Genomic DNA, 16759 nt, shown 5'->3' on the forward strand with positions numbered 1-16759 from the left:
TACGAAAAAAATTACTAGCATTTAGCCTTTTATCTTTCCCCAAAGCTACTCCCAAGGGACTCCAGAATCGGCTTGACAAAGTGTTCGTATATATTTCTCTTCCCGGTCTTTACTTCGACAACCACATGCATTCCCGCCCTCAGAGGCAGCTCCCGATCCGGCACACCAAATATATGGGTGTCATCACCGACACCGCCGTACAGAAAGTCCATGCCTGCGCCACCGTTCAAGGTGTCCGCACCGGCCAGGCGCCACTGGGGTCAGGTCTTACATTTGATGCCCTGCTCACTATAAATCACCTCCAAGTCGGCAATCTCGGATGTCAAATGTAAGGCCTGACCCCGTCACGCTCCTTGACCCCGTCACACGCTCCTTGACCCCGTCACACGCTCCTTGACCCCGTCACGCTCCTCGATGACTTCGCCTTTGTTTTAATCGTAAACATTTCCACTAGATACAGAATACCCACTATCAATTTTTTTTGTTTCCCGGATGATTTCAGAAATCCTGATATTATAAATTTCTGCTATGCAGCTATATTCCCTGCAGGAATTGCGCTTTTTCAGCCACCTCAATTGATCGCCCTTCAAGGTCTCTGGAGAAAGGGTTATTTCTTGGTATTTTCTGTAAAGAATATTCAGGTGATTGTCCAGGCTGGACAGATACGAATCCGAACATATGAGCTTTTCGCTGTAATTCAGCTTCAGATTACAGTCAAATCCAGGCTTTATCTCCTTTGCTTTATCCCGATCTTGCACCGAAGATGCCTTCCTGCTGTAAATCGTCTTTTCCAAGTGATTTGAATTACTCCTCCTTCCCGTGCGGATATTCTGAATCTGGGGATACCCAGGAGCTTCGCCAGTTTTCTTGGTCGGGATAAGCTTCCCATAGGATTTTAGTTCCAGAGGTTTTACGCTCGACATAGGCATTATTCCGCCTCTTTTCGTGATCTCCAGGTCCGCCAGTGATTTTTGGCAGTGCTCGGTAGGTCTTGCCATCGCCTGCATCCATCTTTTGTCCCTTTCACATTCGTTCAGGGCCATTCGCATACGGTCGATACGCAGGCGATATACCATTTCCACGCACTGCTCGTGGGGGCAGCCATTCCTGATTCGGAGCCAGGATTGCCACGTTTCCCTTGCGAGAGCACGAGCTTGCGGTATTGCCTGAAGCCGTAAGTAAATATCCTGAAGCTCCGCATGAAGCTCTTGCAGCTTTTTATCTTCACAGACCATCTTTTCCACTGGCACACTTTCCGCTGTGCAGCCTGAGAAATTTGATTCGATTTGTATCCTGGCTGACGTGTCCTCCTTCTGAGGTGTGCTACAGGCGGTTGCGACCAGCAGTGAAACTATCACCATAAATGCGCGCAGCCAGTTGAATCGCCTGCAAGGAAGGCTTGAGCACAGGGGGTTTGCGTTGATCCGGACGCTACTGATATTCATGCCTATCTTTCTCCAAAGCTGCTGCCAAGCGACTCCCGTATCGGCTTGACAAAGTATTCGTAGATATTTCTTTTCCCGGTCTTCACCTCGGCAACCACATGCATCCCCGCCCGCAAAGGCAGCTCCCGATCCGGCAGCTTCAGGCTCTGCGTATCCAGGCGGACTCTGGACAGATAGCGATAGCCCTTTTCCTCATCCATAACAGCATCCTCGGAAAGGTTGATGACTGTGCCGGAAACGGTACCGTACTTGGTGAAATTGAAGGTGGATATCTTGACGGTCACCGGCTGCCCCTCCTCGACAAAGCCGATATCCTTGTTCAACACCCAGGCCTGAACCTCCAGCGTGCTGCCGGCGGGTACTATCTGCATCAGGGCCTGGGCCGGCTCCAGTACGGCGCCGCGGGTGTGGATTGCCAGCTCCTGCACGGTACCGGCGATGGGTGCGTGGATTACCTGCTGGCGGTTTCTGAGTTGCGCCTTTTCATGCTCTTTTTCCAGCGCGGCGATATTGCGCCCCAGCTCCTCCTGCTGCGAGAGGCTGTTGTACAGGGCCTTGCTGAGCAGTGCCGATTGCTGCAGGTCCAGCTCCCGGAGCTGAGACAGGAGCTGCTCGATACGCGCCCGCTCCAGCGCCAGTTCTTCCTCTGCATCTATGCGCTGCTGTTCCAGTTCCAGGTATTTGTCCCGTGCAACCAGGTTGCGGCCGAGGAGATTTTTCAGGGAATCGGTGCGCTCGGTGAGTATCGGCAGGGTCTTTTCCGCCTTGCGCACCAGGGCCCGCGACATGGCGAGTTCCTTCCGCTTGGAGTCTATCTGCTGGTTGATCAGATCGCTTTCGGCCAGGTAATCGGTGAAATAGCCGTGCAACAGGTTTTGCTGGAAGAAAAGCTGGTTCTGGGCACCGGCAGCTACAAGCTGTTCCTCCAGTTCGCTACTGGCCCGCTGTGCCGCGGCGGTTTCCCCTTCGCGCAGGCGCGGCAAATAGGTGGAGAAGACACGCTCTCGCGCCAGGCGCGCCCGCGAAATCTCGAGTTCGCTGGAGAGGCGCTCCAGGTCCGCGGAGGCATTGGTGGCATCCAGGGTGATCAGCGGGTCTCCCTCCTCTACCCGGCTGCCCTCTGTCACGTGGATTTCCCGCACCACCGAAAGCTCATTGGCCTGAATGGTCTTCACCTTTCCATCCGGCACCACGGTACCCTCCGCCACGGCCACTATGTCGATCTTGCCGAAGACGGCCCACAGGATGGCGATGGCAAAGAAGACGCAGATGGCATTGATCAGCCACAGGCCGAGGGGATTGGGGGGCGATTGCTCTATCTCCAGGGCGGCGGGCACGAAATCCAGCAGAGAATCCCGTTTATTGATCCAGCGGCTCGGCTTCAACAGCGAAGGCATATTCTTCATACCACCTCCCGCAGACCGGACTGCATCGCATTCAATCGGGCGAAGTGGCCGTTCTTCTGCAGCAGCTGCTTGGGCCCGCCCTGCTCCACGATGCGCCCCCTATCCATCACCACTATACGGTTGGCATCGCGCACCGCCGACAGCCGGTGGGCGATGATCAGCACCGTGCGCCCCTGGCAGATCTGGCGCATATTCGCCTGCACCACCGCTTCGGATTCATAGTCCAGTGCGCTGGTGGCCTCGTCGAAGATCAGTATGCGCGGGTCCGACATCAGCGCACGGGCTATGGCGATACGCTGTTTCTGGCCGCCGGAGAGGGAGCTGCCCTGCTCGCCGACGACGGTGTCGAAGCCCTCGGGCAGCTCCAGGATAAAGTCGTAGGCCCCGGCCTGCTTGGCTGCGGCTATCACCTTCTCCATAGGCGCCCCTGGGTCTGCCAGCGCGATGTTCTCGCGCACGGTGCGGTTGAGCAGGAAGCTCTCCTGCAGCACCACCCCCACCCGCTGACGCAGCCAGGCCGGGTCCACCAGGGCCAGGTCGACGCCGTCGATCAAAACCCGCCCGGCTTCTGGCACATAAAGGCGCTGCACCAGCTTGGTCAGGGTACTCTTGCCGGAACCGGACCTGCCCACTATGCCGACCACCTCACCGGGCTTGATGGCGAGCTGGATATCGTCGATGGCGAGGGGCCTGTCGGGCCCGTAGCGGAACTTCACATGCTCGAAGCGGATCTCGCCGCGGATGTCCGGCAGTGTCGTGCGATTGGGGTCGTGCCCGGCTTCCCTGGGTGTATTGAGGATATCGCCGAGGCGCTTGATGGAAATGCCGGCCTGCTGGAAGTCCTGCCACAGCTGCACCAGCTTGAGGATGGGCTGGCTGACCCGCCCGGCGATCATATTGAAGGCGATCAGCATACCCACGCTGAGCTCACCCGCGATCACCAGGTGCGCCCCCACCCACAGGATGCCGACGGTCACCAGCTTGTTGATCAGGCTGGCGGCCTGATTGGCGATATTGCCCAGATTGAGGGCGCGGAAGGAGGCGTTTATATAGCCCGCGAGCTGATCCTCCCAGCGGCGCTGCATCTGCGGCTCAACCGCCAGGCTCTTCAGTGTCTCCACCCCATTGCAGGCTTCCACCAGGAAGGCCTGGTTCTCTGCACCCAGTTTGAACTTCTCGTTGAGCCGATTGCGCAGTATTGGCGTGATTACCAGCGAGAGAATCACATAGAGCGGCAGGGAAGCCAGCACTATCCAGGTCAGAGTGGGGCTGTATAGGAACATCACTGCAAAAAACACCAGGGTGAAGAACAGGTCCACACACAGCGTCAGAGCCGAACCGGTTATAAACTGGCGAATCGAATCCAACTCGCGCACCCTGGCCACCGTGTCGCCGACGCGGCGGCTCTGGAAATAAGCAATCGGCAGGCGCAGCAGGTGGTGAAATAACCGTGCGCCCAGCACGACATCAATGCGGTTGGAGGTATGGCTGAACAGGTAGGTCCTCAAGCCGTTGAGTAGTACATCGAAAATACAGACAACCAGAAAACCCACTGCGAGGACATCCAGTGTTGTCAACCCCTGATGTACTAGCACCTTGTCCACAACAACCTGGAAGAATAGCGGCGTAACCAGTGCAAACAGCTGGATAAAGAAAGAGGCCAGCAGTACCTGACCCAGCAGCTTTTTGTATTTGAGGATCGACGGAATAAACCAAGAAATATCGAATTTCTGCTGAATTGCGGAAAGTACACCCTTTCGCCGAAAAACCAACAGGGTAACTAGTCCCGTATCGGTATCGGCCAATTCCTCGACGGGAACCGTATAGGGCTTGGGATCACCGGCCTTCTGGAGAAGCGCTCTGCCGTCGTGAATACGCCCCACAATAGTGCATTCCCCTTCCGCCGAAATCACTACGGCTGGCACCGGCAGTTCGCTCAGCGCGCCGGTCTTTCGCTGAACGAGCCGGGCTGTAAGCCCGAGAAAACCTGCAGCGGCTATCGCTTCGTGCACCGCCAAATGGTCAGATACGGGGAATTCGCGATTCAGCTGCGTAGGATTTGTTGCTAGGTGGTGAAATCTGGAAACAATGGAAAGGCAGGAAAAGTAACTTTCTTTTTCTATAGATACCGCCACGCCGCACTCCAAGGTTGCGATAGTATTGCTTTTCGCCAAACGATTTTCCAAAAAAGTTTTTTAGGAATGGCGATCCGTTGCGAACGAATACTACGCAATGTTTATTGCAAACAGGGGAATTGTGTCACATGGCGGATAACACATCCATTACGCACCATTACACATTAATCAAAAATAATCGAGGAGATTTCTAAGCGGAAAAAGTGTCGCGGCGAGACCTGAGTTTTTGGCAGCGCCGACCTCCTAAAAATCGAAGGTCAGCTAGCAAACGGCAGCGGCGGATGGATGTTTATTGAAAATACCGGAGTACCTACAGCTGGAGTCTGGGTCCGCTGGTGTAATTCCGATTCAATAAGCACAGCGTAGGAGCGGCCCATGGCCGCGATCGGATTGCAAGGCTATCCCCGAGAGTGATCGCGGCCATGGGCCGCTCCTACAAATAGGGGCAAGGAATTCCAGCGAACCCCACCAGACGTCGCAGCGCAGCGCATTTGTAGCGTCGCGCATAAATCAGATTTCCACCGCAACCCGCCGCAGTTCCGAAGCCGCCGGCAGCGCCCAGTCGATCGGCTGCTGGCCGTGCTGTTGCAGCCACTGGTTCGCCTGGGAAAAAGGCCTGGTACCGAAAAAGCCGCGGTGCGCCGACAGGGGTGAAGGGTGCGGTGCGCGCAGCACCAGGTGTTTGTTGCGATCGATAAAGGCGCCCTTCTTCTGCGCGTAGCTGCCCCAGAGAATAAACACCAGCCCCTCGCGCTCTTCCGCCAGCTTGTGAATGGCTGTATCGGTGAACTGTTCCCAGCCGCGGCCCTGGTGGGCGCCCGCCCTGCTCTCCTCCACCGTCAGAGTCGCGTTCAGCAGCAGTACGCCCTGCTCCGCCCAGGGCTGCAGGCAGCCGTGGTGGGCCGGGGGTATACCCAGATCCGATTCCAGTTCCTTGTAGATATTCTGCAGCGACGGCGGTATGCGCACGCCGGGCATGACCGAAAAACACAGGCCGTGGGCCTGGCCGGCGCCGTGGTAGGGGTCCTGACCGAGGATCACCACCTTGACCTGGTCGAAGGGGGTGGAGTTGAAGGCGTTGAATATCTGGCCGCCCGGCGGGTAGATGCGCTTGCCGGCCTGTTTTTCCGCGCGCAAAAATTCGCGCAGCCGGGCCATATAGGGTTTGTGGAATTCGTCTTTCAGGACCTGGTACCAGGAGGGATGGATTTTTATATTTTCCGGGGCCTGCATGCTTTTCCTATACGAAAGTTATCTGACTTTAGCTGTAGGATGGGCAAAGGAGCGAAGCGACATGCCCATCACTCGGCGCGATGATTGCCCGTTCGAGGGACTTGTTCGCCTGCAAGCAGGCTCCTACAGGATTTCCTTTACCTTGCAGCGCAGCTCCGGCACCACTTCCTGCTCAAACCAGGGCCGCCGGCGCAGCCACAGAGTATTGCGCGGGCTCGGGTGCGGCAGAGGGAAATAGCCCGCCGGCAGCGCGTCGCGGTAGTGGCGCACATTCTCGGTGATGCTGCCGTGCCAGTGCGGCAGGTAGTGGCGCTGGGCATATTGTCCCACCAGCAGTGTCAGTTGCAAATTCGGCATCTGTGCCAGCAGCCGCTCGTGCCAAGTCTGGGCGCACTCGGGGCGCGGCGGCAGGTCGCCGCCCTTGCCGCGGCCGGGGTAGCAGAAGCCCATCGGCACTATCGCGATGCGGGATTCGTCGTAGAAGGTCTCCCGCTCCATCTGCAGCCAGTCGCGCAGGCGGTCGCCTGAGGGATCGTTCCAGGGGATGCCGGTGGCGTGCACTTTTGTGCCGGGGGCCTGGCCTATGATCAGCAGGCGCGCGGACTCGGCGGCGCGCAGGACCGGGTTGGGGCCCAGGGGCAGATGTTCCTCGCAGAGGCGGCAGGAGCGGACCTCTTCGAGCAGGGTTGGGAGCCGGTCCGGGGTCAAAACTTACCTCAAGGACTTTTCGGTCGCGCGCTCCCGGGGAAAGCCAGGTGCAGCAGCAGTGCGCGCCTGTCTTCGGGATCGGCGGCGCGACCGACGTTGTTGTTGTCCAGCACCACATAGATGCCGTCGGCATTCACCGCCAGCCCCTCGCCCTTGCCGTATTTTGTTTCCTCGTAGACGAATTCCGGCGCCTCCTCGATGGTGCGGTAGTCGATACACCAGTCGGCCCGCAGAGTTTGCGGCGAGCGCCGGCACACGGCGAAGGCGTTGCGCTCCAGGGTAAACAGGGCAGCGTCGTAATAGGCGAGACCGGTAATATCCTCGGCGCGGCCGCGAAAATCCAACCCGGAAACGGCCGGAATGGTGAAGGTTTGCGGCTCGGCGCCGGGGCTCAGGCGCAGCAGGCCGCGGGGCTCGCGCTCCATCGCGATCCAGAAGTCGCCGCCGATAGCTGCCAGGCCCTCGGCGCCGGCATTGAACTTCTTCAGGTAGCCGCGCGCCCGCGCCGCCTCGGCCCAGCGCAGCGGCAGCCAGGCGGCTTCCCCGCCGGCCAGTGTGGCGATGCGGCTGTGCCGCTCGCTGAGCAGATAGATCTGACCGTCATCGCAGCTGATGCCCTCGAAATCCATCGGGACGTCCGGCCTCGCCAGATCCAGCAGCCCGGCCACCAAACCCGCGGACCCTCCGGCGGGCACCTGCAGCCCGGCGATCCGTTCGCGGGATTTCAGCGCGGCGCCTCCGGAGGAAAAGCCGACCGCGTAGACCTCCGCAGAATTTTTATCGGATACCGCCAACAGCTCGCCGCCGCAGAAACTCAACCCGGAAATATCCAGGCCGGCGCTGCCGTCGAGCCAGTAAGCGGCCAGCAGCTTTGCCGGTGAAACTGCCGAAGCTGCCGCGAAAGGCGATAGCAGGGCCAGTAAAACGATAAACAGCTGTCGATTGCGCAAAAGGAACCCGGTTAATCGCGGAAATTGTTGAATTGCAGCGGCTGCTCCAGCTCTTTGCTCTTGAGCATTGCAATCACCTGCTGCAGGTCATCGCGCTTCTTGCCGGTGACCCGCACCTGATCGCCCTGGATGGCGGCCTGCACCTTGAGTTTTTCATCCTTGATCATCTTAACGATCTTTTTTGACAGTTCCTTGTCGAGACCGTTTTTCATGGTCACCGAGACCTTGACCTGTTTTCCGGACTGCTCCTTCTCGCCCACATCCATCGCCAGCGGATCGATATTGCACTTGATCAGCGCCGCGCGCAGCATGTCTACCATCTGATCCACCTGCATGTCCGATTCGGCGCGCAGAACCAGGGCGAAATCGCTCATCTCCACTTCCGCGTCCACGCCCTTGAAGTCGAAACGGTTGGCCACGGTGCGGTTCACCTGGTCCACCGCGTTGGTCAGCTGGTGTTTGTCCACTTCGGACACGATATCGAAAGATGGCATGGTTTTCTCCGTTATGAGTCGCTTGTCTGCGATGAAATGATGGGCACGTCGCTAGAAGCTGTTTCATAACTACTACACGGGCACCTGGCGGCGTCCGGCGGTGCTCGGCATCCTCATGTACTACTTGTACACTGCGGTGCCTCCGCTCCGGCGGCCACCACCAGTCACCCGCTCGCTACGTTATGAAACAGCCTCTAGGCTCCTTCGCCCATCCTACAAAATATCATTTCAGGATCTGCGGAATGATTTCCACACTGTTGTCGTCGGAACTGAGCCAGATATGGCCGTCCTGGATGGTCACATTCAGGTCCATATTGCGTTCGGCCATGGCCGCCAGCTGCTCAGTCGCGTCCGCGGGCAGCTGATAGACACGCAGCTTGTCGAAACGCGCCAGCGCCTCCCCCTGCTTCCGCCACCAGATAGGCGCGGTGCGGCGCCCGTAACTGTACACCAATACCCGTTGCGCGCGGCTGCAGGCCTTGCGCAGCCGGTCTTCCGCCGGAAGTCCCACCTCTATCCACAGTTCTATTTCACCGGCCGGGGTCATCTGCCACAGGTCCGCCTCATCGTCGGAGGAGAGGCCGCGGGTGAACTCGAGCGCGTCCGCGGCGTTCAGGGCGAAGGCCAACAGGCGCACCATCATGCGCTCGTCGGTCTCCGACGGGTGACGCGCCAGGGTCAGCTGGTGCTCGCCATAGTAATCCCGGTCCATATCGGCAATCTGCACGCCGGCCTTAAAGATAGTCGCTTTTAACGCCATTTTGATTCCGTGTCTGCGTCCGGCCCGGCATTCGAAAGACGGCGGACTATTCTTGGTGGGTTTCCTGGGAAACTCTTATTGAACAACAGGGGTAATCGGTATGATCTCTGCACTCACCGGCGCCCGCCACCTCTGGGCCGGCGCCCTGCTCTGCCTGCTGGCGGTCGGCCTTAGCGGTTGCGGTATCAACAATATCCCCACTTACGACGAGCAGGTCAAAGCGGCCTGGGCCCAGGTGGAAAACCAGTACCAGCGTCGCGCCGATCTGATCCCCAACCTGGTCAAGACCGTCAAGGCCTACGCCGCCCACGAGCGCGAAACCCTGCAGGCGGTGACCGAAGCCCGCGCCAAAGTGAGCTCCATACAGGTGGATCAGAACCTGCTCGACGACCCGGCCAAGCTGCAGCAGTTCGAGGCCGCCCAGGCGCAGCTGTCCAGCGCCCTGGCCCGCCTGATGGTGGTCGTGGAAAGGTACCCCAATCTGAAGGCGGACCAAAACTTCCTCGCCCTGCAGTCGCAGCTGGAGGGCACCGAGAACCGCATCGGCGTTGCGCGGCGGGATTATATCCGGGCTGTGGAGCGCTACAACCGCGAGATCCGCACCTTTCCCGGGCGCATCTGGCATATGGTCCTCTACAGCGACATGCCCCTGCGGGACACCTTCCAGGCCACCAGCGAGGACGCGGAAAAGGCGCCGCAAGTCGATTTCCAGTAACCGGCCCGCCACTTCCCGATGACCAGCCACTGGCTCGCCTCCACCACCCTCGCCCTCGCCGCGCTCCTCTGCGCCGCGGGGACTCTCGCCGACGTGCAATTCCCGCCCCTGTCGGGCCGCGTGGTGGACAGGGCCAATCTGCTGCGACCGGACACGGAGTTCCGCCTGACCGAACTGATGCAGCAGCACGAGAAGGAGACCAGCAATCAGCTGGTGGTGGTCACCCTGCCCGACCTGCAGGGGCTGACCATCGAGGAGTACGGCTACCAGCTTGGGCGCGAGTGGCAACTGGGCCAGAAGGACAAGGACAACGGCGCCCTGCTGATAGTGGCGCCGAACGAGCGCAAGGTGCGCATCGAGGTGGGCTACGGCCTTGAGGGGGCGCTGACCGACGCCCTGTCGGCCAATATCATCCACACCAAGATACTGCCGAAATTCAAAACCGGCGATTTCGATGGCGGCGTCACCGCCGGTATCCAGTCGATGATCGCCGCGATCAAAAACGAGTATGTGGCCGAGCCCACGGAAACCGGCCGCGGCCGCCGCCTGGCCCTGCTGGTAGGGCTGTTTCTGCTGCTGGTCATGCTGCAGCTGTTCGGTGCCTCCGTACTCGGCGCCCCGGCCGGCAGCCGCGGCTACCGTCGCGGCCGCTACGGCGGCTATTACGGCGGGGGTGGTTTTGGCGGCGGGGGCGGCCTGGGCGGCGGCTTCGGCGGCGGCGGTGGCGGTTTCGGCGGCGGGGGCGCCTCGGGGGGATGGTGATGCTGAACAGCGAGTACCGGCGCAAGCTCGCCGACACGATAAAGGATGTGGAATCCCGCACCGATGCGGAAGTGGTCACAGTGCTGGCGCGGGCGGCGGACAACTACCTCTATATCTCCACCCTCTGGGCGGCCTTCCTCGCCCTGCTGCTGGCGCCGCTGCTGCAGTTTCTGCCCTGGTGGCTGGAATACGAACAGGCCTTCACGCTGCAGTGGATACTGTTTATCGCCCTGGCGGTGCTGTTCCGCTGGCGACCGCTGACGATGCTGCTGGTGCCGAAGAAGGTGAAATACTGGCGCGCGGCCAACCTGGCCCGGCGGCAGTTTCTGCAGCAGGAGCTGCACAGCACCCGCGGGCGCCTGGGGCTACTGATCTTTGTCTCCGAGGCCGAGCACTATGTGGAAATACTGGCAGACCGGGGCCTGGCCGAGCAGATCACCGATGAGAACTGGCGCGAGATCGTCGAGAACTTCATCCGAGAAATCAAACGCGGCAAAACCGGCGAAGCCTTTGTGCACTGCGTGGAGCGCTGCGGGGAACTGCTAGAGGAGGTCGCGCCAGCCACCGCGATCAAGAATGAACTGCCCAACCACCTGATCATCCTGGACTGAATGCCATGCCGATAGGAAAACCCACCCTGGCGGTCGCCGCAACTCTGGCGCTGCTGACCGCCTATGCCGTCAACGGCGCCTTCACCCGGGGAGACGCCGCCGGCGAGCAGGGCGGCAAGTCGCGCTTTTCACAGCTGTTCTCCACCGCTGACGGGGATCTGGAGCGGCGCATACACAGGCTCGAGAGCTCGCTCGACAAGGCACAGCGGATACAGTCCGAATTGCTGGAACTGGTCGAGGAACTGCACCGGCGCCTCGACCGCTATGCCCCCGCCGGGGGAGAGGAGCGCACCGCGACGGTCGGAATAGCGACGGCGCGCGCCGAGCAGCGGCGGGAGCCCCTGCCCCGGCACGAGCGCTACCGCCGCCACCGGGAGGCACAGCTGCAGCGACTGATCGATGCCGGTCTCAATCCGGACCGGGCGCAGTTTATCCTGGATAAACAGGAGCGCTTCCAGTACGACCATATGCGCCTCTCCTACGAATACCGCCACCTGAAAAACAAGTCTTCCGACGAGGCGAAGGCCCTGCGCGCGCAGCTGAATATCTACAGCCACCCGAACAAGGTGTTCGCGCACGAGCTGAGCGAGCAGGAGTTCGATATCTATCAGGAGGTGATCGGCGGCCGCCAGGAGATGCGCATCAACCGGGTAGTGCGCGACACGCCGGCGGCCAACGCGGGGCTGCGCCCGGGGGACAAGATCATCTCCTACAACGGCGAGCGGATCTTCCATATGGGCGACCTGCGCACGCAGGTCTACCGGGTCGCACCGGGCAAAACCGTGGCGGTGGAAGTACAGAGGGCGGGGAGCTCCGGCACGGAGCTGATCTATCTGCCCAGCGGGCCGCTGGGGATACAGGGCTAGAAGTGATTCGCACTCGATGTAAGAGCGGCCCATGGCCGCGATCGATGCACCGGAGACTGCCGGAAGTCCGATCGCGGCCACCGGCCGCTCCTACGGTATCAGCGGAAAAATTTACTCCGCGGTCGCCTCCGGGCGCATATGCGGGAACAGCAGCACGTCGCGGATCGACGGCGAGTCGGTCAGCAGCATCACCAGGCGGTCGATGCCGATACCCTCGCCGGCGGTGGGCGGCAGGCCGTATTCCAGCGCGCGAATATAGTCGGCGTCGTAGTGCATCGCCTCGTCGTCGCCGGCATCCTTCTCCGCCACCTGGGCCTTGAAGCGCTCCGCCTGATCCTCGGCGTCGTTGAGTTCCGAAAAGCCGTTGGCGATCTCGCGGCCGCCGACGAAGAATTCGAAGCGGTCGGTGACAAACGGGTTGTCGTCGTTGCGGCGCGCCAGCGGTGACACCTCGGTCGGGTACTCGGTGATAAAGGTCGGCTGGTCCAGGCGGTGTTCGACGGTCTTCTCGAAGATTTCGATCTGCACCTTGCCCAGGCCCCAGGAGTCCTTCAACGGAATCTCCAGCTTTTCCGCCACCTTGCGCGCGCTCTCCAGGTTGTCGATATCCGAATGCGACAGGCCCGGGTTGTAGCGCAGGATGGAATCGAATACCGACAGGCGCGCAAACGGCTTGGCGAAGTCGTAGCTGCTGCCCTGGTACTCGATGGTGGTCCTGCCGAGCACCTCCTCGCAGATACCGCGCAACATCTCCTCGGTCAGATCCATCAGGTCGTTGTAGTCGGCGTAGGCCTGATAGAACTCGAGCATCGTGAACTCGGGGTTGTGGCGCGTGGACAACCCCTCGTTGCGGAAGTTGCGGTTGATTTCATAGACCCGCTCGAAGCCGCCGACCACCAGGCGCTTCAGGTACAGCTCCGGCGCCACGCGCAGGTACATATCGATATCCAGCGCATTGTGGTGGGTCACAAACGGCCGCGCGGTGGCGCCGCCGGGAATCACCTGCAGCATCGGCGTCTCCACCTCCATAAACTGGTGGCCGTTCAGGAAGCGGCGGATATAGTCGATAACGCGGGAGCGGATGCGGAACACCTCGCGGGATTCCGGCGTCGCAATCAGGTCCACATAGCGCTGGCGGTAGCGCAGTTCCTGGTCGGCGATGCCGTGGAATTTTTCCGGCAGCGGGCGCAGCGCCTTGGTCAGCAGGGTGTACTCTTCGCAGGTCACATAGAGATCGCCCTTGCCGGATTTGTGCAGCGCGCCCTTCACGCCGACGATATCGCCGATATCCCAAGCGCCGAAGCGCTCCTTGATATCCTTCTGCGCGGCCTTGTCCGCGTACAGCTGGATGCGGCCGGACACATCCTGAATCACCATAAAGGGACCGCGCTTAGCGAGAATACGGCCCGCCACGCAGGCGACTTTGCCCAGCTCTTCCAGCTCTTCCTTGGTCTTGTCACCGAACTCGGCCTGCAGATCGGCGGCGAGGTTTTCGCGGCGAAAACTGTTGGGGAAGGCATTGCCCTTCTCGCGCAGCGCGGACAGCTTGGCGCGTCGCTCGGCGATGAGTTTGTTTTCGTCTTGCTGGGATTGAGTATCAGTCATGGTGATTTATCGATTGTGAAGTTTGTTGAGCTGTAGGAGCCTGCTTGCAGGCGAAGGGCTACGGAGCTCCGCTCCTGTTCGCCTGCAAGCAGGCTCCTAAAGGTTCCGGCGAGAGCCTCGTCAGAGACCCGCTTTGAGGCTCGCCTCGATAAACTGGTCCAGGTCGCCGTCCAGCACCGCCTGGCAGTTGCTGGTCTGCACGCCGGTGCGCAGGTCCTTGATGCGCTGGTCGTCGAGCACATAGGAGCGGATCTGGCTGCCCCAGCCGATATCCGCCTTGCTCTCCTCCATCGCCTGTTTCTCGGCGTTGCGCTTCAGCATCTCCTGCTCGTACAGCTTGGCGCGCAGCATCTTCCAGGCCTTGTCGCGGTTCTGGTGCTGGGAGCGCTCGCTCTGGCAGGCCACCACGATACCGGACTCGATATGGGTCAGGCGCACCGCCGAGTCGGTCTTGTTCACGTGCTGACCGCCGGCGCCGGAGGCGCGGTAGGTGTCTTCGCGCACCTGGGACTTGTCCACCTCGATCTCGATATTGTCGTCGATTTCCGGCGATACGAAGACCGAGGTGAAAGAGGTGTGGCGGCGGTTGCCGGAATCGAACGGCGACTTGCGCACCAGGCGGTGCACGCCGGTTTCGGTGCGCAGCCAGCCGAAGGCGTAATCGCCCTGGAAGTGGATGGTGGCGCTCTTGATACCGGCGACTTCCCCGGCGGAGACCTCCTCCAGCGTGGTCTTGAAGCCGTGGGCCTCGCCCCAGCGCAGGTACATGCGCAGCAGCATCTCCGCCCAGTCCTGGGCCTCGGTGCCGCCGGAGCCGGCCTGGATTTCCAGGTAGGCGTTGTTGGGATCATTCTCGCCGGAGAACATGCGGCGGAACTCCAGCACGCCCAGCTGCTGCTGCAGCCCCTCGATCTCCGCAGACACCTCGGCAACCGAGTCCTCGTCGCCCTCCTCCACCGCCATTTCCAGCAGCTCGCGGCAGTCGGAGATACCGGAATCCAGGGTTTCGATGGTCTTTACCACCGTCTCCAGGGAGGCGCGCTCGCGCCCCAGCTCCTGGGCGCGCTCGGGATCATCCCAGACGCTGGGCTCGGCCAGTTCCAGCTCGACCTCGGTCAGGCGTTCTTTCTTGCTGGCGTAGTCAAAGATACCCCCTAAGAACGTCGGTGCGCTCTTCGAGGTCTTTTAGTTGATTGAGGAGGGGATTGATTTCCATGAATTCTCGGATTCCGGACATAAGATAAAGCGGCGCGCATTCTACCGCAGCGCGGGCCGGGGGTTCCAGTGGGCGCCGGTTCCCCGGTTCAGTGGAGCTTCGTCGCAGGTTCCCGGGCGGCACTGCCAGCGCCTTCACACCCGCCTGCAACGCCTTACCCACCGGAGCCGGTAGGTTGCAAGAACTTCGAAGCACAATGCGAAGGCCCTGATGCCGGTAGCCTATTGCGGGACTGGGGGGAGGGGGGAAACAAAAGACAAGAATCCCAGGGAGGAGTTACGGAGTGTTCCTCCCCAGGATCCCAGCAAAAAAGACAAAACCAAAACCAACCCCACCCCCCCCCCAAAGGAGAGAGGGCTGCTTAGGCGAATTGGTTCATCAGTAACCCGGCCGCAATTATCTGCGGCAGGGTAAGAAGCGGCAGCGCGCAGGCGATCTTCCAGGAGCCGCTGGTGTCCTTGATCGACATCAGCTCGGTGTAGTCGGTGGAAACGCCGGCCATCAGGAAGGCGAAGGCGTTGCCGGGGGCGCCGGCGCGGCTGAAGATATCCGCCGCCAGCGGTGTGGCGCCCTCGGAGCAGACCTCCAGAATCGTGGCCGCCACCAGGGTGGCGCCCAGGCCCAGCAGCGACGGGCCGAACCACTGCTGGAACACCGCCGGGTCCACGAAGGCGCGCACCAGCACCGCCAGCACGATACCCACCAGCAGCCAGCGCACCACCATCTGCGAACCGCGGATACCCTCCCACAGCAGGCCGCCGACACTGGTCGGCGTCAGCTCCGCGCGCTCCCACAAATCAGCCACCTCCGCGCGCCAGTCGTAATCCTCCGGCAGCTCCACCTGATTCGGATTGGCCGGCAGTCTGCCCCTATCCACCAGCCGGTCCGCCAGGTAACCGGCCACCAGCGCAATCAACGCCGAGCAGAGGATAAACAGCAGCGTCCACCAAAAGCCGATCAACGCGATCAGAATCACCGTCAGCGACAGGGAATTCCACGGGCTCGCGATCAGAAAGGCCATTACCTGCCCCAGGCTGGCACCGCGCTTGTACAGCTGCATGCCCACCATCAATATGCCGTGGGAACAGAGATCGAAAAAGAGCCCCGCCAGGGTCGCGCGAAACAGGCCGCGTTTGCTGCCACCGCGCCCCAACACCTTGATCACCAGCTCCTGCGGAATCCTGCCCAGCAGGCCGACAAACAACGCGCCTACCGCGACACCCCACCACATGGTGTGCACCAGTTCCACCACGCCGGACGACATATGGTGCAGCCACTGCGGCAACGCCGACAGATCCAGTAGCCAATAGCTGGTATAGAGAATCGCCACCAGCGACAGGCTGATCCACAGCAGCCAGTCGATACGCCCGTGGGGCTCGTCCGCGCAGCAGGCGGAGGTGTGCGACTCGACCACCTGCGCCTCCCGCGGCGGCTGGGGTCCACAGCATTTTTCAGTCACGGGCACCTCCGCAAAGGCTGTCCAGAATCGCGCACTCCGGCGACTCGTCCCCGGCACAGCGATCCGCGAGACTGCGCAGCGTGCTTCTCATCTCGCGCAGATTGCGCAGTTGCGTCTCTATATGCGCCAGCTTCTCCTGCACCAGCAGCTTGGCATCGTGGCTGCGGCGCGACGGGTTGCGGTGCAGCTCCAGCAGATCGCGCACCTCGTCGATGGTGAAGCCCACTGCGCGGGCGCGCTGGATAAAGCGCAGCGTCTCGAGGTCGCGCTCTCCGTAGTCGCGGTAGCCGTTCTCCGAGCGCGCCGGGGAAAGCAGATCGATGGACTCGTAGTAACGCAGCGCCTTGGCCGTCAGGCCAGATTGCCGCGCCGCCTGGGAAATATTCATGGCACC

17 protein-coding genes and 1 other RNA gene are annotated in these 16759 nt (G+C 61.0%); 5 read left to right on the top strand and 13 right to left on the bottom strand.

Annotated features, from left to right (window positions below):
• Window positions 1-29: 29 nt before the first annotated feature.
• From ACXAF3_RS05960 to ACXAF3_RS05995, 8 genes are all read right to left on the bottom strand, one after another.
• Entirely contained in the window at window positions 30-248 is a 219-nt protein-coding gene (locus ACXAF3_RS05960; RefSeq protein ID WP_475111402.1) for a hypothetical protein, read from the bottom strand.
• 183 nt (window positions 249-431) lie between these two features.
• Window positions 432-1244, bottom strand: coding sequence for a hypothetical protein (locus ACXAF3_RS05965; RefSeq protein ID WP_475111377.1), 813 nt, complete (start codon window positions 1242-1244; stop codon window positions 432-434).
• Window positions 1245-1447: 203 nt separating this feature from the next.
• Complete coding sequence (locus ACXAF3_RS05970) at window positions 1448-2851, bottom strand: HlyD family type I secretion periplasmic adaptor subunit (RefSeq protein WP_475111378.1); 1404 nt, start codon at window positions 2849-2851, stop codon at window positions 1448-1450.
• Complete coding sequence (locus ACXAF3_RS05975) at window positions 2848-4986, bottom strand: type I secretion system permease/ATPase (RefSeq protein WP_475111379.1); 2139 nt, start codon at window positions 4984-4986, stop codon at window positions 2848-2850. The genes ACXAF3_RS05970 and ACXAF3_RS05975 overlap by 4 nt, the downstream gene beginning before the upstream one ends.
• Window positions 4987-5496: 510 nt before the next feature.
• Window positions 5497-6219, bottom strand: coding sequence for a uracil-DNA glycosylase (gene ung, locus ACXAF3_RS05980; protein WP_475111380.1), 723 nt, complete (start codon window positions 6217-6219; stop codon window positions 5497-5499).
• 123 nt (window positions 6220-6342) lie between these two features.
• Entirely contained in the window at window positions 6343-6927 is a 585-nt protein-coding gene (locus tag ACXAF3_RS05985) for a uracil-DNA glycosylase family protein (protein WP_475111381.1), read from the bottom strand.
• 8 nt (window positions 6928-6935) lie between these two features.
• Window positions 6936-7877, bottom strand: coding sequence for a hypothetical protein (locus ACXAF3_RS05990; protein WP_475111382.1), 942 nt, complete (start codon window positions 7875-7877; stop codon window positions 6936-6938).
• Window positions 7878-7888: 11 nt separating this feature from the next.
• Entirely contained in the window at window positions 7889-8371 is a 483-nt protein-coding gene (locus tag ACXAF3_RS05995; RefSeq protein ID WP_475111383.1) for a YajQ family cyclic di-GMP-binding protein, read from the bottom strand.
• A 115-nt stretch (window positions 8372-8486) separates the two neighbouring features.
• On the opposite strand from ACXAF3_RS05995, the gene ACXAF3_RS06000 reads away from it, so the two are divergent.
• Window positions 8487-8564, top strand: a non-coding RNA gene (locus ACXAF3_RS06000) — sX9 sRNA.
• A 30-nt stretch (window positions 8565-8594) separates the two neighbouring features.
• On the opposite strand, the gene ACXAF3_RS06005 is transcribed toward ACXAF3_RS06000, so the two are convergent.
• Complete coding sequence (locus tag ACXAF3_RS06005; RefSeq protein ID WP_475111384.1) at window positions 8595-9131, bottom strand: YaeQ family protein; 537 nt, start codon at window positions 9129-9131, stop codon at window positions 8595-8597.
• 100 nt (window positions 9132-9231) lie between these two features.
• Between ACXAF3_RS06005 and ACXAF3_RS06010 the strand changes: the two genes are divergently transcribed.
• Genes ACXAF3_RS06010 through ACXAF3_RS06025 form a run of 4 tightly spaced genes read left to right on the top strand, consistent with a single transcriptional unit; the run spans window position 9232 to window position 12085 of the window.
• Window positions 9232-9846, top strand: coding sequence for a LemA family protein (locus ACXAF3_RS06010; protein WP_475111385.1), 615 nt, complete (start codon window positions 9232-9234; stop codon window positions 9844-9846).
• A gap of 18 nt (window positions 9847-9864) precedes the next feature.
• Complete coding sequence (locus tag ACXAF3_RS06015; protein ID WP_475111386.1) at window positions 9865-10608, top strand: TPM domain-containing protein; 744 nt, start codon at window positions 9865-9867, stop codon at window positions 10606-10608.
• Entirely contained in the window at window positions 10608-11219 is a 612-nt protein-coding gene (locus tag ACXAF3_RS06020; RefSeq protein WP_475111387.1) for a TPM domain-containing protein, read from the top strand. Before ACXAF3_RS06015 ends, ACXAF3_RS06020 begins: the two co-directional genes overlap by 1 nt.
• A 5-nt stretch (window positions 11220-11224) precedes the next feature.
• On the top strand, window positions 11225-12085 hold the full coding sequence (locus ACXAF3_RS06025) for a PDZ domain-containing protein (RefSeq protein WP_475111388.1): 861 nt from the start codon (window positions 11225-11227) through the stop codon (window positions 12083-12085).
• Between the two features lie 111 nt (window positions 12086-12196).
• Here ACXAF3_RS06025 and lysS read toward each other — a convergent pair whose 3' ends face one another.
• The 4 genes from lysS to ACXAF3_RS06045 all read right to left on the bottom strand — a co-directional run bounded on the left by lysS (window position 12197) and on the right by ACXAF3_RS06045 (window position 16753).
• Window positions 12197-13690 carry a lysine--tRNA ligase gene (lysS, locus tag ACXAF3_RS06030; protein WP_475111389.1) on the bottom strand — a complete coding sequence of 498 codons (1494 nt, stop codon included), beginning with the start codon at window positions 13688-13690 and terminating at the stop codon, window positions 12197-12199.
• A 120-nt stretch (window positions 13691-13810) separates the two neighbouring features.
• Window positions 13811-14906, bottom strand: a protein-coding gene (gene prfB / locus ACXAF3_RS06035) for a peptide chain release factor 2 (RefSeq protein WP_475111390.1) whose coding sequence is annotated in 2 segments (ribosomal slippage) — window positions 13811-14833 and window positions 14835-14906 — 1095 coding nt in all. Because the reading frame shifts where the segments join, the coding sequence is not laid out codon by codon here.
• A 361-nt stretch (window positions 14907-15267) separates the two neighbouring features.
• Window positions 15268-16365 (bottom strand): permease, encoded by a 1098-nt coding sequence (locus tag ACXAF3_RS06040; RefSeq protein ID WP_475111391.1) that lies wholly within the window; start codon window positions 16363-16365, stop codon window positions 15268-15270.
• Window positions 16358-16753, bottom strand: coding sequence for a MerR family transcriptional regulator (locus tag ACXAF3_RS06045; RefSeq protein WP_475111392.1), 396 nt, complete (start codon window positions 16751-16753; stop codon window positions 16358-16360). The genes ACXAF3_RS06040 and ACXAF3_RS06045 overlap by 8 nt, the downstream gene beginning before the upstream one ends.
• Window positions 16754-16759: the final 6 nt, after the last annotated feature.

It is taken from the genome of Microbulbifer sp. ABF4_143 (assembly GCF_056160225.1).